Here is a 16329-nt window from a genome sequence, read left to right on the forward strand (position 1 = left end):
TCTAACTCCTTTTCTTTCGTGGATTGAGCGCCAGCTGCAGCGCAGCCAGGCGGCGGCCGAACGGAACGATGTACCATTCCCTTTCGGTGATGATCCGTGATTTCGCCACCACCAATAAAAACACCGCAGCACCGAGCGGGACCGCCGTCAGCGTAATGAATACCGCTTCAAGGCGGCCTTCCCCTGGCATTAGCGGCACAACGTAAGCTTCGTATCCATACACGACAATAGCCATGGCGGTTGACGCCACGATGAGCCAGCCATAAAACCGAACGCGCGCAAATTGCATGGCCCATGCCGTTTTAAAATACCAGATGAGCGCAACTGCAATGAATGCCAAGCCGATGTTGCCGGCAAGCGCCGCACCGGTGATGCCGTACCCCGGCACCAGCCATAAATTGCCTGCCAGTTTCAAAATCAAGCCGATAAACAATAATAGCGCCGGCACGCGGATTTTCCCGAAGCCGTATAGCATCGCCGTCAACACGAGCACAAGCGACATCGATACGATTTGCCAATTAAAAACGATGAGCGCAAACGAGCCGTCCGGTGTCTTGAACAACGCTTCATTCACATAAGGCATGACCAGCGTCAAACCGGCGGACGCCGCGACCGCAAATAAGACAGAAACACGAAATGCGAGGCTCGCATACAGTTCCGGGCTACGGCCGCTTTTTTGGTACATCGTGCGGGCAATGAGCGGCACGAGCGACAGCGTCAAAGAAGTCGCCAGCAAAATGCCGAATTGCACGAGCGGCTGCGCGCGGTCATAGATGCCTTTTTGTTCCATAGCCGCCTGTTCCCCGATCTGCTGTTGTAACAGGCGGTAGACAGTAAACGAATCGACCAGCTGAAACAGCACCAATAAGAGTGAACTCATGCTGACGCTGAGGCTCGTAAACAGCAGTTTCTTCGCTGTTCCGTGGCCGAAAGAAGCCGCAGGGCGTTTTTTATTGCTATCGTACGAGCGCCACAGTAACAGGACCGCTGCCAATGCACCGGCACCTGCCGCTGCGATCGCCACTTGCCCTGCCGCATAAAGCGACAAACCGGAGCTGATGGCAGCAAATGCGCCGATCAGAATGACCGCGACGCGCACTGCCTGCTCTAAAACTTGCGCCGTGGCGACCGGCGCCATATTGCCCGTTGCCTGAAGCCGGCCTTTTAGGATGGCAAGCGGCGCCATGAAGACGACCGCGAACGCACCCGCCCGGAGCAATCCGGAAAGCGCCGGATCACCCATCCAGCCGGCAAGTACACCAGCACCCAAGTAAAGTACGGCGAACGCAGAAGCCGAAATGATGGCGATCAGCCAGAACGCAACGCGTAAAATGCCTGCGTGCTCTATGTCCTGATGCTCCGCCAATAATTTTGATACGGCAACCGCGAAACCATAGGACGTCCAAATGCCGAAAATCGCAACGAATGGATACACTTGCTGGTAAATATAAAAGCCCTCGTCGCCGACCAAATTCTGAAACGGCACCCGGTAAACGGCACTCAGCAGTTTGACGAAAAACCCTGCGAGCGTAAGCAACACGGCGCCTTTTAAGAAACTGGCCATCGAATTCTGCGCCGTCATCTATTTGCCCCCCGCATCACCCGACAGATGCCTCTTCTCTGACAGAATCAGCTAGAATCTCCATCATGCCTTCCAGCACATCAAACGGATGGTGCTTGCCGGTCTTTTTGCCGTCGATATTCAATACGAGCGCCTGGCCGTTCATTGTGAAACCTACTGCGCGGCCATAGCTACCGGAGGCTTCGACGACTTTTCCGCCGTCGATCGCTTCGGTTCCGGCATCGCTCAATTTGATGGTGACACGGTCGCCTTGCTGCTTGATCGATTCGACGCCGGCCGCGCGCGCCCAGACTTTCATGCGGGCGATGCGCAGCAATTGCTCGGCTTCGATCGGCAAATCACCGAAGCGGTCAATCAATTCATCCTGCAAATCGATCATTTCTTCGGCCGTTTCCATGTTTTTGACGCGCTTGTACATTTGGATCTTCTGGTAGCCGTCGGCAATATAGCTGTCCGGGATATAGGCGTCTTCCGCGAGTGAAATTTCCACTTCCGGCAAGACCTCTTTCTTCATGCCGGTGCGGCGTTCTTCAATCGCTTCTTCGAGCATTTGCGAATACAAGTCGAAGCCGACCGAATCGATAAAGCCGTGCTGCTGGGAACCGAGCAAATTGCCCGCCCCGCGAATCGACAAATCGCGCATCGCAATCTTGAACCCTGAGCCGAGTTCGGTGAATTCCTTGATTGCCATCAAACGTTTTTCTGCGACGTCCGTCAGCACTTTATCGCGCTGGTACATGAAATAGGCGTATGCCACACGGCTCGAGCGCCCGACGCGCCCGCGCAATTGGTACAGCTGCGACAAGCCCATGCGGTCGGCGTCATAGACGATGAGCGTGTTGACGTTCGGAATGTCGATGCCGGTCTCAATGATCGTCGTCGTCACGAGAACATCGTATTCGCCGTCGAGGAAGCCGAGGATGATCGACTCGAGTTCAGTCTCGGACATCTGCCCATGGGCATAGCCGACGCGCGCTTCCGGGACGAGCTGCTGGATCTCGTCCACTTTGCGGGTCATGTCGCTCACCCGGTTGTATAAATAAAACACTTGTCCGCCGCGCGCCATCTCGCGTTCGATCGCTTCGCGCACGAGCCCGCCATTATGTTCCATGACATAGCTCTGCACCGGGAACCGGTTGGCAGGCGGCGTCTCGATGACGGACAGGTCGCGCACGCCGATCATCGACATGTGCAAGGTCCGCGGAATCGGTGTGGCTGTCAGTGTTAACACATCTACCGTCGATTTCAACTGCTTGATTTTCTCTTTATGGGTGACGCCGAAACGCTGTTCTTCATCAATGATCAACAAGCCGAGATCTTTGTACACAACATCTTTCGATAAGATGCGGTGCGTGCCGACAACGACGTCGACCGAACCGTTCTTCAAGCCTTTGACCGTTTCGGTTTGCTGCTTTTTCGAACGGAAGCGGCTCATGAGGCCCACTTCAATCGGGTAATCCTTGAAACGCTCGCTCATCGTTTCGAAATGCTGCTGGGCGAGAATCGTCGTCGGCACAAGGAACGCCACTTGCTTGCCGTCGAGCACCGCTTTGAACGCCGCACGGATGGCGACTTCCGTTTTGCCGTAGCCGACATCGCCGCAAATCAAGCGGTCCATCGGGCGTTTTCTCTCCATGTCTTTTTTCACTTCGTCGATAGAGCGCAATTGGTCAGGCGTTTCCTCGTAAGGGAATTCCGTCTCGAATTGGCGCTGCATGTCCTGGTCTTCGCTGAACGTAAAGCCTTCGAGTGCTTCGCGTTCCGCATACAGCTTAATCAAGTCATCGGCGATATCCTGTACGGCCGCCGATACTTTCGTGCGCGTCTTCTTCCATTCGACGCCGCCCATCTTATGGAGCTTTGGCTCTTTTTCTTCCGAGGCGATGTATTTCTGGACGAGGTCGATTTTGTCGACCGGCACGAACAATTTATCGTCGCCTTTGTAGACGATGTGGAGATAATCTTTGTGGACGCCGCCGCTTTCCAATGTCTCAATGCCGACAAAGCGGCCGATGCCGTGGTGGATATGGACGATGTAATCGCCCGGCTTGATCTCCGAATAGCTTTTGATGCGCTCGGCATTGGTCAATTTCTGTGCGCGGGTCTTTTTCTTCGGTTGCTTTTTGAACAATTCCGCATCCGTAATGACGGCCATGCGCTGCAGCGTCATTTCAAAGCCGCCGGACAATTCGCCGTCGACAAGATACGTCTTTCCATCTTGCACGATGGTTTTTTCGGTAATGATTTCCGCTTCCATTTCGTAATCTTCCAGCACGGCGCGCACTTTTTGCAGCCGTTCTTCGCCGCTTGCCACTACAAATACGCGAAACTTGCCAAGCGTCCAGCGTTCCATTTCCGCTTGCAATAAATTCATCTGCCCGTGGAACGATTGCATCGGCTTGCAGGAATAAGCGAGCGATTTCTTGATCGTCACAAGCGGGAAAGTCCGCGTAAACAATGACAGGAAATTGGCCGGCTGCTTGAGTTTCGACAATACCTCCCGGAACGGGTACGCGAGCGGCACCCCGTGGAGGAACTTCCCTTCCTCAAGGAGCGACACCGTCCATTCCGCTTCTTCGCGCTCCAGCGTTTCGGTCATTTCCTGGATGCGCCCGAGCTCATCGAAAAACACGACCCCTTCTTCAGGGAAATAATCGCCCAGAAAAGCGGATTGCGAGTCGACCAAAGCGGCATATTTCGCGAGCTGCTCCGGTTCATCACCGCTTCGAAGCGTGTCAATGTCGTGTTGAATGTATTGCAGCATCAACTCTTTCGTATCGTCATCCTTGAGCTTCTTCAAGCTTACCGTCAATTGGTCCTCGATGCGGTCTGCCAATACACGCTTCTGTCCTGCCGACAACACCAATTCAACAGCCGGCAAAATGCACAGCGACTCGATTTTCTCGAGCGAGCGCTGGTCTTCCGCCGAAAATAGGCGGATGGAATCGACTTCCGTATCGAATAGTTCAATGCGTACCGGATGCTCAAAATGCAGCGGATAAACATCAAGAATACCGCCACGCAAAGCAAATTCCCCCGGTGAAGTGACCATCGTCGTGCGGGAATAGCCCATTGCAACAAGCTTCAATAGCCAGTCTCCGGTATCGAGTTCATCCCCGTCCGCAACGCGCAAAGTCGCCCCCTCCCATTGTGCAGGAGACGGCAATAATTTGCGCAAGCCGGAAACCGGCGTGACGTAAATGCCTTTGCCGGTCGATTTCATATGATCGAGCGTATCGATGCGGTGGGCACGCAGTTCCGGCCCTGAAAATGCAATATCGGCAGCGATCGTTTCTTCTGCCGGATACAAACGCACGCGCTGCTCTCCTATCAACCTGACCAAATCGTCATAGACACGTTGGGCATGCAGCAAATTCGGCGTCACGACGAGCAGCGGCTTGTCCAGTTCTTCGTGGACCGTCTGGTAAAAAATCGGCCGCGCACTTCCGGATAAGCCGGAAATCAACTGATGGTCCTGGCCTTTCTTCAGTTCGTTGATAAATGATTGAGTGTGGGGATCCCCTAAAAATGTCTGCAAAATGTGCTTCACGAAGATTCCTCCTTCCTGTCCGAAATAAAGCCGTTTGATGGCTATAATACCCTTTTAAAAACGATGGGAAACGGGAAAAAGCCTTGGACGCACCCATGCGCCAAAGCGATTAACCGTTGTATTCATTCATGACTTCAATAAATGGTTTTGATAACCAGTAGTTGCACGCATCCGCACTTTTTACGATTGCTTCTTTCATCAGCGGCTTTTCGTCGTCGCGGAACCGGGCAAGTACGTAATCCGGTACTTTCATGCCTGCAGGCGGACGGCTGATGCCGATGCGCATCCGGTTGAACTGCTGGGTGCCGAGATGCTGGATGAGCGATTTGATGCCGTTATGCCCCCCCGCACTGCCTTTTTGGCGCAAGCGGAGCTGGCCTGCCGGCAAATCCAAATCGTCGTAGATGACTACAATGTCTTCAATCTCGACATTGTAATAATCCATCAAGGGGCCGATGCATTCGCCGGATAAATTCATATAGGTCAAGGGCTTGACGAGCATCACCTTGCCTTCCGGGCGATGGACAACGGAATACATCCCCTTGAACTTCGACTGCGTGAGCGGGGCGTTCCAATCGCTCGCCAATCGGTCGATTACATGAAAGCCGATATTGTGGCGGGTTTCTTCATATGCTTTTCCTGGATTCCCCAGGCCGATAATCATTTTCATAGCAAACTCCTTTTAGTTCTTCACTGCCTTTTATTTTACCATAACCCGCAACTATGCAATAAAAACAGGAACTGCCCAGAGGCAGTTCCTGTTTGAACGTTTCTTGAATTATTCTTTTTCTTCGCCAGCAGCTTCTTCTTCGTTGTCGCCGATGACTTCAGGCTCTTGTTCGCCTTCGTCTGTCGTTTCCAGCTCTTCCAGCTCTTCTTCAGTGCGTGGCGCCGTAACGGAGACCAATAGGAAATCATCGTCGTTCAAGATTTCAAAGCTGAACTTGTCGCGGATATCGCTGACCGATAACGAGTCGCCGATTGCGAGCTCGCTGACGTCGACATCAACCGAATCCGGAATATCGCTCGGTTTGACACGAATGTGTACTTCTCGGTTTGGCTGCGTGACAACGCCGCCTTCTTTTTCGCCTGGTGAGTCGCCGATCAAGTGAACAGTTGCATCGACATCGATTTCTTCAGACATATTGATTGCCAAGAAGTCGACGTGCTTGAAGCTGCCTTTCAATGAATCCATTTGGTAATCGCTCAAGACGACGTTTGTGCTTTTGCCGCCAATTTCCAAGCTGATGACGCCGTTGCGTCCAGATTCACGCAAAGTTTTGATTAAGTCGATCTCAGACACTGTAATCGGTGTCGTCTCCATTTTGTAGCCGTATACGACGCCAGGCACATTGCCTTCGCCGCGCAAATCGGTCAATGCCGAATGCGGCTTTCCTGTTTCACGTTTCGCTGCTGTCATTTTGATAGCCATATAATTTCAACCTCCAGTTATATTAAAAGCATAGTTTATAACTACCCTGTTGATATAAAGCTGAAACCTGGAAGACTCTGGCATGCGCCAGCGCCATCAATCAAATAAAGTGCTGACCGATTTCTGTTCGTGTACGCGGATGATGGTTTCGGCAAGAAGCGGTGCGACCGTCAACTGCTTGATCTTGTCGATTTTCTTTTCATCTGCAAGAGCGATCGAGTTGGTCACGACCAATTCCTTGATGACGGAATCCTGGATGCGCTGGACGGCCGGTCCCGACAAGACAGGGTGCGTACAGCAAGCATAGACTTCTTTCGCACCGCTTTCGATCAATGCGCTCGCCGCAATCGAAATGGTGCCGGCCGTGTCGATGATATCGTCGATGATGATCGCTGTTTTGCCTTCGACGTTTCCGACGATGTTCATGACTTCGGCAACGTTCGGGCGCGGGCGGCGCTTATCGATGATGGCAATCGGCGCTTTCAGGCGGTCAGCCATTTTGCGGGCACGCGTTACGCCGCCGTGGTCAGGCGACACGATGATCGCGTTTTCGAGATCGATGTTCGGATCGTTCAGGAAATGATCGGATAGGAGTGGCACTGCTACCAGATGGTCAATCAAAATATCAAAGAACCCTTGGATTTGCGGAGCATGAAGGTCCAACACGACAACACGCGTTGCGCCGGCTGTCTCGAGCAGGTTGGCGACAAGTTTTGCCGTGATCGGCTCGCGTGAACGCGCTTTGCGGTCCTGGCGTGCATAGCCGTAGTATGGGATGACTACGTTTACGGTACGCGCAGATGCGCGCTTGACGGCGTCGATCATGATCAATAGCTCCATCAAGTTTTCGTTAACGGGCTGTGAAGTCGATTGAACGATGAACACATCGCAGCCACGGATGCTTTCTTCGATGTTAATCTGGATTTCCCCGTCGCTAAAATGTGTTACCGAGCTTTTGCCAAGCGGCAAGCCCACTTGCTCAGCAATTTGCTCAGCCAGCTCTTTGTTCGAGTTCAACGAAAAGATTTTCAACTTCGAGTTAGTATTTTGAATGCCCATTGGGGGGAACCCTCCTATTATTTACGGTTTAGTTTGCTTGCGTAGCCTTCTTTATTTTCCTGGCGCGCCCGGCCGATCGCCAAGGCATCTCCCGGCACGTCTTTCGAGATGGTCGAGCCTGCCGCGACATAAGAACCTTTGCCGATCGTAACCGGTGCGATCAAATTCGAGTTGCAGCCGATGAACGAATCATCTTCAATAGTCGTGAGGTGCTTGTTCTTGCCATCGTAATTGACCGTAATCGTGCCGCAGCCGATATTGACGCCGCTGCCGACAAGCGCATCTCCGATATAGCTCAAATGGGACACTTTGCTGCCCGTGCCGAGCTCGGCTTTTTTCACTTCCACGAAATTGCCGATCTTCACTTCATTTCCGAGCGCGGATTGCGGGCGGATATGGGCGAATGGCCCGACAGCCGTATCGTTTCCGATGGTGCTGTCATACACTTCGGAACTGCGGATTTCGGTGCGGTCGCCGATTTTGCTGTTGACGATGCGCGTATTCGACGTGATGACGCAATCTTCCCCGATAACCGTGTCGCCTTCGATGGTGACGTTCGGATGAATGATCGTATCGGCCCCAATTTTCGCCTGTGCACTGATGTAGGCAGTCGCCGGGTCGATGATCGACACGCCAGCGCGCATATGCTGTTCAGCGATGCGGCGGCGAAGGAAAGTCTCCGCTTGGCTTAACGCCACGCGGTCATTGACGCCGAGTGTCTCTTCGAAGCTGTCGGTTGCGTATGCCGCGACGATTTCGCCTTGTTTCTGCAGAATTTCAATAACGTCAGGCAAATAGTATTCGCCTTGTACATTATCGTTGGAGACGTTTTTCAAGGCTTCGAACAAGGCTTCGTTATCAAAGCAATAAGTTCCCGTATTGATTTCTCTCACGGCTTGTTCTTCAGTCGATGCGTCTTTTTGCTCGACAATTTTTTCGACACTTTCAGAAGCATCCCGAATGATGCGGCCGTAACCGGTCGGGTCTTCTGCGAGGGCCGTTAAGATGGTCGCCTTAGCGCTAGTTTCTTTATGATGATCAATCAATGCTTGCATCGTTTCCGCACGGATCAAAGGCGTGTCGCCGCATACAACGATTGTCGTTCCGGCTTTCCCTTCAATTAACGGCGCTGCTTGCTGCACGGCATGGGCTGTGCCAAGCTGCTCTTCCTGAAGCGCATATTCGCTCATGTCTCCCAGCTGGTCTTTTACTTTCTCCGCTCCATGCCCGACGATCGTGACGATTTTCTCGACGCCAAGCTGATGGATATTCCCTGTTACATGCTCTACCATCGGCATGCCGCACACTGGGTGGAGTACTTTATACAATTTCGATTTCATGCGTGTGCCTTGACCGGCCGCTAAAATTACCGCATATGTATTGTCCATCGGTTGAATCCCTCCGTTTCTTGTATTTAAACTGATTAACTGAAAAATGATTGTCTGGCGAAAGTCGCTACCCGTTCTAGGCAAAAAAATGCCACTTTCACGTTTCCTTATTGACTATAGCTGAAAAACCCTTGATTTTCAAGGTTACAGGACATGACAATCCCATTACAAAGCCTGAAGCGAGCGCAATCCCGCCCATTTTCTGGCTTCTTGGTGACGCGCATGAGAAATGGGCTTCTTGCGTATTAAAAATTGCCGATAAAAAAAGAACCTTCTCTAGTACGTGGAAGGTTCTTTGGCGTATCAGATGCTGGCATTCTCGAGGATTGCCTGCTCTTCGCTTTGTTCATAGGCAACAAGCACGGCTTCCTGCAATTTATTGCGAGTGCCTGAATTGATTGGATGCGCAATATCGCGGAACTCCCCATCCGGCGTCCGCTTACTCGGCATGGCGACAAACAACCCATCATTGCCATCGATGACACGGATATCGTGCACCACGAATTCATTGTCGAGCGTGATTGAAGCGATTGCCCGCATGCGTCCGTCAGTCTGGACGCGGCGCAATCTTACATCAGTTACTTCCATTCTCAAATCTCCCCTTCTCTTGCTGTAATTTTTTGGCGCTTTTATTTGTATTCGGGGGAGAGGACTAAATTCCTTCAAAAATTACATAATTTATTAGAAAATTTACTTAATAAATGAAAAAAAAATAAAAACCACCCAAAAGGTGGTTTTATTGTGCAACTTTCGCAATGACTTCAATTTCCACTTTCACATCTTTTGGCAGGCGTGCCACTTCGACTGTGGAGCGTGCCGGCTTATGATCTCCGAAATAAGAAGCGTAGATAGAGTTAAGTTCCGCAAAATCGTTCATGTCTTTGATAAAGACCGTCGTCTTGATGACATGCTGAAGCGACGATCCCGCTTCGCCTAAAACAGCTTGAAGGTTGGCGAACACTTGATGCGTTTGTTCTGCAATGCCACCTTGTACGAGTTCTCCGTCTGCTTTCAACGGAATCTGCCCCGAGCTATAGAACATGTCTCCCGAGATGACGCCTTGGGAATACGGCCCAATTGCCGCTGCTGCTTTGTCTGTCGCTACGTATTTCATGTTAATCCGCCCCTTCAAAATAATTTCCGGCTCTCAATGTGATCGTCCGGTCTTTTTCACTGACTTCGTCCAATTTGACAAGAGAAAGATATTTTTCCACGAGACGTTCATCCACGTGCTCCGCTTCCACGAGCACCGCAACGCCTGCTAATGTGCAATCGAATTCTTCCAATAAGTTCTTCATGCCATTCATCGTGCCGCCGACTTTCATGAAATCGTCGGTGATGAGTACGCGCTGGCCGCTCTTCATGCTGCGTTTCGACAGCACCATCGTCTGGATGCGCCGCGTGGAACCCGAGACGTAATTGATGCTGACCGTGGAACCTTCTGTCACTTTGCTGTCGCGCCGGACGATGACCACTGGCACATTCAAGTGGCGCGCGATGGCCTGGGCAATCGGGATCCCTTTAGTCGCGACCGTCATGATAGCATCGATTTTCTCGCCTGCAAACGCACTGGCGAACACTTTGCCGACCCGGTTCATCATTTGGGGGTTGCCGAGCACATCGGTCATATATAAGTAACCGCCCGGCAACAGCCGGTCCGATTGGCTCAATTCGGTAATCAGTTCATCCATCACTTGGCGAATCTCAGGGTCCTTCATCTTCGGCACATATTTGACGCCACCCGATGCCCCCGGTACCGTCATCAATAGGCCGATGCCTTTTTCTTCAAAGGTTTCCTTGACGATGCCTAGGTCTTCGCTGATCGAAGACTTCGCTGACTGATACAGCTCCGAGAAATATGTCAACGGAATCAATTGATGCGGATGTTCCAATAGATAATGCGTCATGTCGACCAAGCGTTCACTGCGCTTCCATTTCACTACTACCCTCTCCTAAACACGAATATTCTAATGAAAACTTACCATAAATATACGTATTTAAGCAAGGGGCTCCCGGTCGCCGAGCAAGCGTACCGCATACACTTCGGAACAGAAGCCGCGCAGGCCATTGTAGATGCGCGGGATGCGCGCTTCCTGATTGACCAAGCCAAAGACAGTCGGGCCACTGCCGCTCATGAGTACCGCATCGGCGCCGAATTTAATCATGTGCTCCTTGATCTGCCCGACTTCTGGGTGCAGGTTCATCGTTACACTCTCGAGCGCATTTCCGAGGTTGTCGCACATCGATTCATAATCGCCTTCACGGAGTGCTGCAATCATCGCTTGTGTGTCCGGATGAGCCGCTTTGTCCGGATCGAACGCCCCGTAAACATCCGCTGTCGAGACACCGAGCGATGGTTTGGCAAGAATGACCCAGCAATGCGGAGGCGCCGGCAGCTCTTCGATGACCTCGCCGCGCCCTGTCGCAAGCGCCGTGCCGCCGTACACGCAAAACGACACATCAGAGCCGATTTTCGCACCGAGCTCCGCCAACTCGTCGAGTGACAAATTCAATTGCCATAGCTGGTTGAGGCCTTTCAATGTAGCTGCTGCGTCGCTGCTGCCACCGGCTAATCCCGCAGCTACCGGAATCTGTTTATCGAGCGAAATGATGACGCCTGTTTTGATATTGAATGTATCTTTGATCAATTGCGCAGCCTGGTACGCCAAGTTGCGCGAGTCGTTCGGCACAAAACGGTCCGCCGACTGGATATGTATGCCTTTCGCTGTCCCTTGCAGGCCGATCCGGTCGGCCAAGTCGACGGTGGTCATGATCATTTCGATTTCGTGGTAATTATCCGGACGCTTGTACAAGACATCCAGCGTCAAATTGATTTTGGCAGGCGCTTTTATATAGAGCATCCCACTGCCTCCTTTTTTGTTCTGATGAAAACTATTTTAACACAGACATACAGCTTCCGAAGAACCGGAGCAATAGAAAAAACCCGCTTCCGGCGAAATCACCGGAGCGGGTTGTAAAGTAAGTATGAAATAAAGTTCAATTATTTAACGACAAGTGCGTCTTCTGTTCCTTCAAAGACAGTGATTTCCACCGCTTCAGTTAAGATGTCCGCGTAGCTATAAGATACACGTTCAAATGCATGTTCATCTTGATCCAATTCAATCACGAACACGGAGTGATAGGTTTCACGCAGAATTCCGGCACGTTCTACCGTCTTCTTGCGACCTCCGTTTGCTTTTAACAGCAACCTTTTCCCTAAATGCAGGTCTAATGACTTTTTAATCTCCGCCAAAGTTTTGGGCATTTTGTCTACACCTCACTATAGTCTAAAGTCTAGCATAAAATGACCGCGGAGTCAAATAAATTTTTAATTTTACCAATGCTTTTCAGGAATTGCAACAGTTATTTATCCGAAATATTCTACTTCCGAAAAAAACTGTGCCAAAACTGTTACAGTTTCGCGGTTTAATGAAAATGCGGATATAATTTATCGGACAACAGCCCGAATTCCTTGATGCTGAGCGTTTCACCGCGGCGCGCCGGGTCGATGCCCGCCTCGTCGAGCGCCTGCAAAATGAAGTCTTTTTTCGCTTTCCCGTTCGGCATGGCGCTTTGCAAGTTGTTGAGAATCGTCTTGCGGCGTTGGACAAATGACCCGCGTGTCACCGAGAAGAAAAAGTCTTCGTCGATGACCTTGACGATCGGTTCCGGCCGTTTGATCATGCGGATGACCGCAGAGTCGACATTTGGCTGGGGCATGAATACCGACTTCGGCACGGTCATGGCGTAATCGGCTTCCGTGTAATATTGAATGGCGATCGACAAGGAGCCGTATGCTTTCGTGCCGGGTTTCGCCGTAATGCGCTCCGCTACTTCTTTTTGCAGCATGACGACCATGCCGCGAATCGGCAGCTTCTCGAGCAATAATTTAAGGATGATCGGTGTGGTCACATAATACGGCAAGTTGGCGACGACCATGATGTCGTCAAAACCGGCCAGTTCTTGTTGTATCGCTTGTTCAACGTCCGCTTTCAAAATATCGGAATGGATCACTTTGACATTATCATAAGGCGACAAGGTGTCTGCGAGCACCGGCAATAGCCGCTGGTCGATTTCAAACGCCAGTACTTTTCCTGCGTCTCTTGCCAAATGTTCGGTTAACGCGCCGATGCCTGGGCCGATTTCAATGGCCGCCGAGTCTTTTGTGAGGCCTGCCTGGGAGACGATTTTGCGTAAAATATTCGGGTCGATCAAAAAGTTCTGGCCAAGGCTTTTCTTGAACGTCAGGCCGTGTTTGGCCATGATCTCTTGCGTACGAATCGGTGTTGCTATATCTTTGGTCATGTTCTGTCCTCCTGGGTTAACGCTTGTACTGCGTCGATAAACTGCTGTTTGGTAATGCCGAACACATGCAGGCGCTTATGCAGCTGCTTGCCATTCGTATAGCCGATGTTGAGCGCTTCCCCGAGCTCAGTCCTGCGCGCTTTCGCTGACGGATGGGCGATCAGCCGGGCGTCAATCAAATCCTCTAAGGTGATCTCCACCGGCCGCTCTGCTGCCTGCGGCGTATAGACCGCCTCTAACGCCTGACGGATGTCTTCATCACTGGCATGCTCAATGCCCAGCCCTTTTCCGTTTTTGGCGATGGTCTTTTCTTTCGCCAAAAACGCGTGCTTGGCTTGCGGCACGTGTTCTTCAATAATAGCACGAATCCGCCTGCCCGGATAATCGGGATCCGTGAAGACGATGACGCCCCGCTTCTCCTGGGCATGCATAATCCGTCGCAAGGTCTCGTGCGAAATGGCGGAACCGTTCGTTTCAATCGTATCGGCGCCTACAGCCCGCTTGATCGCCACTGTATCATCTTTACCTTCAACAACGATCACTTCTTGTATATTCATGGTCTATCCCTCGTTTCTGCAGATCTCGTTCATTTTATCGCGCTTTCGGCAAACATGTAAAAAGCTTTCCCGACATTCCGGGAAAGCTTTTCCTTCTATAATAATACCGTATTCGATTAGTTGAGGATTTTCACTTTCACTTGCTTGCGCCCGAATGCGATGGCATCGGAACGGTTCGGCATGAACAAATCGATCTTGTTGCCTTTGATCGCTCCGCCCGTATCGCCTGCGATAGCATTGCCGTAGCCTTCTACCCATACTTTTGAACCGAGTGGAATGACACTTGGGTCAACTGCGATCACTTTAAGGCCCGGGTTCGCTTTCAAGTTGATGCCCGTTGCCGTGATGCCGGAGCAGCCTGTGCAGCTAGCTGTGTACGCTGTTGCAGAGACATAGAATTCCTTGCCGCCCGTAGGCTCAGAAGCGGCTTCTTTTTTCGCTGGCTGTGGTGCAGCCTTCGCTTTTTCAGGAGCTTTTGCTACCGCTTTTGGAGCTGCAGCTTTCTCGGCTTTCGCCGAAGCTTTTTTCACTGGCGCGGCTTCTTTTTTCACTGATGCCTGTTTAGGGGCAGCTGTTTCTTTTTTCGCTGTGCCGCGTGAAACGCTCGCTACGACGGTTTTCGTGCCGACAGCCAAAATCTGCTGTTTCGGTTCTTTGACGACTTTTTCTTTTTTCAGTTCACGTTTTACTTCTTTGCCGTTTTCTTTCACGACTTCGTACGTTTTCTTAACCAATCCATTCTGCCCTTTTTGAACCAGCTTTTCGCTGCCTTTCAACAGGGAAGAATCTTTTCTCGTTTCCACTGCATAGTTCACAGCGTCTTCCACTACATCGGTGACTTTTTCTACACGCACGACCTCGACTTTGGAGTTTGGAAGAACAAGTGCGTCCATATCCTGCTCTACGCGGTCAAGTTTGCTTAATTCAACACTATGCTGTTTTAAAAAGTCAGCGACCGTAGTCGAAGTGGACCAGACTTTTTTGTCTTTTCCGCCATCCACGATGGTTACTTCATATGCTTTTTCTACATCGATCACTGTATCTTCATCAACGGTTTCATCGAGTGCAGGGCTTACTTTGTCATGCTTTGTCACTTCGATTTCCGCTTTTTCCAGAATAGCGGAGACCGTGTTTTCCGTCGTCCATGCTGAACGGGTCTCGCCGTCAACCGTTACTGCGTATTGTTCCGCTTCGTCCCATTCGATGGCAGCGTCGCCTTCGATCTTCGTATCGGCTGAATGGCTGAGGAAATCGTCTTTCCCGACTTCAATCGCTTGCTCGTCCAATACGTCGCCAACTGTTTCAGCGTGCGTACGGATCTCTTCTGTTTCCCCGTTCGCTGTAATCGCCACCGTATTTTTCGTGCCTTCAAAAATTGCAAAAGTTAACACAGCTGCGAACAAGAGAACCGTCGCAATGCTGACAGCCACCGATTTACCGTTAAATGATTTATTGGTATTGGTATTATTTGCTTCTTTTGTCAAAAATAACTCCTCCTTTGTACACCTGAGTGATTATAGGCGCGCCCCACTTCCGTGTCAACGCATATGTTTTTTCAATTAACCAGCATTTATGAAAATTTATAGAAACGTTCCGCGTTTTTTGTCGTTGCTTCCGCTACTGTTTCGACCGGCAGCTCTTTCAAGCGGGCGATCTCTTCGGCCACCAGCGGCACGTACGAAGGTTCATTGCGCTTGCCGCGGTAAGGATGCGGCGCGAGATAAGGGGCATCGGTTTCGATCATCAAATGCTCCAGTGGAATTTCAGCGGCCACTTCTTTCGGCTTTTTGGCGTTTTTGAATGTTACCGGCCCGCCGAGTGAGATCATGAAATTCATCTTGATGCTCTCTTGCGCCGTTTCGACGCTGCCTCCGAAGCAATGCATGACGCCTCCGACTTCCTGTGCATTTTCTTCGCGCAATATCGTCAGCACGTCTTCTGTCGCTTCCCGGTTATGGATGATTATCGGCAAACCGACCCGTTTAGCGAGTTGGATCTGCTTGCGGAATACTTGTTGTTGGATATCTCTCGGTGATTTGTCCCAATGGTAATCGAGGCCCGTTTCGCCGATGCCGACCACTTTTTCATGCGCGGCCAATTGTTCGATCCATTCGAGATCTTCATCCGTGCAATCGATCGCATCGACAGGATGCCAGCCGACGACCGCATAGATAAAGTCGTAGCTTTCAGCCAATTCAATGGCTCGTTTGATCGTTTTCCGGTCAAAACCGATGACGACCATTTTCTCCACCTTGCTGTTTAGCGCGCGATCAATGACTTCTTGTAAATCTTCATCGTATTGATCGGCGTTTAAATGAACATGGGTATCGATATACATCTTCATCAGTCTCCTTCACATAGATTACATTGTACGGGTTGGAGCCATTTCTTTCTTCACAGCCACATTACATTTGGATTACAAAACATGATGTTTTGAAGTCATTTCGTTATTTCTA

General features: G+C 51.0%; 15 protein-coding genes. All 15 read right to left on the reverse strand.

Annotated elements, in window-relative coordinates; genetic code table 11:
- Position 1 precedes the first annotated feature (1 nt).
- The 15 genes from AB9R92_RS00160 to AB9R92_RS00230 all read right to left on the reverse strand — a co-directional run bounded on the left by AB9R92_RS00160 (position 2) and on the right by AB9R92_RS00230 (position 16211).
- Positions 2-1582: a putative polysaccharide biosynthesis protein gene (locus AB9R92_RS00160; protein ID WP_370667576.1), complete on the reverse strand. Its 1581-nt coding sequence runs from the start codon at positions 1580-1582 to the stop codon at positions 2-4.
- A gap of 16 nt (positions 1583-1598) precedes the next feature.
- Positions 1599-5132, reverse strand: a complete 3534-nt coding sequence (gene mfd / locus AB9R92_RS00165) for a transcription-repair coupling factor (protein ID WP_370667577.1) — start codon at positions 5130-5132, stop codon at positions 1599-1601.
- A 109-nt stretch (positions 5133-5241) separates the two neighbouring features.
- Complete coding sequence (gene pth / locus AB9R92_RS00170; RefSeq protein ID WP_370667578.1) at positions 5242-5802, reverse strand: aminoacyl-tRNA hydrolase; 561 nt, start codon at positions 5800-5802, stop codon at positions 5242-5244.
- Positions 5803-5910: 108 nt separating this feature from the next.
- On the reverse strand, positions 5911-6564 hold the full coding sequence (locus AB9R92_RS00175; protein ID WP_370667579.1) for a 50S ribosomal protein L25/general stress protein Ctc: 654 nt from the start codon (positions 6562-6564) through the stop codon (positions 5911-5913).
- A gap of 96 nt (positions 6565-6660) precedes the next feature.
- Positions 6661-7623, reverse strand: a complete 963-nt coding sequence (locus tag AB9R92_RS00180) for a ribose-phosphate diphosphokinase (RefSeq protein WP_058382226.1) — start codon at positions 7621-7623, stop codon at positions 6661-6663.
- A gap of 17 nt (positions 7624-7640) precedes the next feature.
- Positions 7641-9011, reverse strand: a complete 1371-nt coding sequence (glmU, locus tag AB9R92_RS00185; protein ID WP_370667580.1) for a bifunctional UDP-N-acetylglucosamine diphosphorylase/glucosamine-1-phosphate N-acetyltransferase GlmU — start codon at positions 9009-9011, stop codon at positions 7641-7643.
- A gap of 303 nt (positions 9012-9314) precedes the next feature.
- The gene (gene spoVG / locus AB9R92_RS00190; protein WP_370667581.1) at positions 9315-9599 is read right to left on the reverse strand and encodes a septation regulator SpoVG; all 285 of its coding nucleotides are present in this window, start codon (positions 9597-9599) and stop codon (positions 9315-9317) included.
- 148 nt (positions 9600-9747) lie between these two features.
- A complete protein-coding gene (locus tag AB9R92_RS00195) occupies positions 9748-10125 on the reverse strand; it encodes a RidA family protein (RefSeq protein ID WP_370667582.1) in 378 nt (125 codons plus the stop codon).
- A 1-nt stretch (position 10126) separates the two neighbouring features.
- Positions 10127-10951 (reverse strand): pur operon repressor, encoded by an 825-nt coding sequence (gene purR, locus AB9R92_RS00200; RefSeq protein WP_370667583.1) that lies wholly within the window; start codon positions 10949-10951, stop codon positions 10127-10129.
- A gap of 57 nt (positions 10952-11008) precedes the next feature.
- On the reverse strand, positions 11009-11872 hold the full coding sequence (gene ispE / locus AB9R92_RS00205) for a 4-(cytidine 5'-diphospho)-2-C-methyl-D-erythritol kinase (protein ID WP_370667584.1): 864 nt from the start codon (positions 11870-11872) through the stop codon (positions 11009-11011).
- A 140-nt stretch (positions 11873-12012) separates the two neighbouring features.
- Entirely contained in the window at positions 12013-12276 is a 264-nt protein-coding gene (gene veg / locus AB9R92_RS00210) for a biofilm formation stimulator Veg (protein ID WP_058382232.1), read from the reverse strand.
- Between the two features lie 161 nt (positions 12277-12437).
- Positions 12438-13316 carry a 16S rRNA (adenine(1518)-N(6)/adenine(1519)-N(6))-dimethyltransferase RsmA gene (rsmA, locus tag AB9R92_RS00215; RefSeq protein WP_370667585.1) on the reverse strand — a complete coding sequence of 293 codons (879 nt, stop codon included), beginning with the start codon at positions 13314-13316 and terminating at the stop codon, positions 12438-12440.
- Positions 13313-13873, reverse strand: coding sequence for a ribonuclease M5 (gene rnmV / locus AB9R92_RS00220; protein ID WP_370667586.1), 561 nt, complete (start codon positions 13871-13873; stop codon positions 13313-13315). The genes rsmA and rnmV overlap by 4 nt, the downstream gene beginning before the upstream one ends.
- Positions 13874-13989: 116 nt before the next feature.
- Entirely contained in the window at positions 13990-15357 is a 1368-nt protein-coding gene (locus AB9R92_RS00225; protein WP_370667587.1) for a ubiquitin-like domain-containing protein, read from the reverse strand.
- 86 nt (positions 15358-15443) lie between these two features.
- Positions 15444-16211, reverse strand: coding sequence for a TatD family hydrolase (locus AB9R92_RS00230; protein WP_370667588.1), 768 nt, complete (start codon positions 16209-16211; stop codon positions 15444-15446).
- Positions 16212-16329: the final 118 nt, after the last annotated feature.

Source organism: Planococcus sp. SSTMD024, assembly GCF_041320495.1.
GTDB lineage: Bacteria > Bacillota > Bacilli > Bacillales_A > Planococcaceae > Planococcus.

Coding starts and splice junctions, on each gene's coding strand:
- AB9R92_RS00160 (WP_370667576.1), bottom strand. CDS start 1,582: ATGACGGCGCAGAATTCGATGGCCAGTTTCTTAAAAGGCGCCGTGTTG.
- pth (WP_370667578.1), bottom strand. CDS start 5,802: ATGAAAATGATTATCGGCCTGGGGAATCCAGGAAAAGCATATGAAGAA.
- AB9R92_RS00175 (WP_370667579.1), bottom strand. CDS start 6,564: ATGGCTATCAAAATGACAGCAGCGAAACGTGAAACAGGAAAGCCGCAT.
- AB9R92_RS00180 (WP_058382226.1), bottom strand. CDS start 7,623: ATGGGCATTCAAAATACTAACTCGAAGTTGAAAATCTTTTCGTTGAAC.
- glmU (WP_370667580.1), bottom strand. CDS start 9,011: ATGGACAATACATATGCGGTAATTTTAGCGGCCGGTCAAGGCACACGC.
- spoVG (WP_370667581.1), bottom strand. CDS start 9,599: ATGGAAGTAACTGATGTAAGATTGCGCCGCGTCCAGACTGACGGACGC.
- AB9R92_RS00195 (WP_370667582.1), bottom strand. CDS start 10,125: ATGAAATACGTAGCGACAGACAAAGCAGCAGCGGCAATTGGGCCGTAT.
- ispE (WP_370667584.1), bottom strand. CDS start 11,872: ATGCTCTATATAAAAGCGCCTGCCAAAATCAATTTGACGCTGGATGTC.
- veg (WP_058382232.1), bottom strand. CDS start 12,276: ATGCCCAAAACTTTGGCGGAGATTAAAAAGTCATTAGACCTGCATTTA.
- rsmA (WP_370667585.1), bottom strand. CDS start 13,316: ATGACCAAAGATATAGCAACACCGATTCGTACGCAAGAGATCATGGCC.
- rnmV (WP_370667586.1), bottom strand. CDS start 13,873: ATGAATATACAAGAAGTGATCGTTGTTGAAGGTAAAGATGATACAGTG.
- AB9R92_RS00230 (WP_370667588.1), bottom strand. CDS start 16,211: ATGTATATCGATACCCATGTTCATTTAAACGCCGATCAATACGATGAA.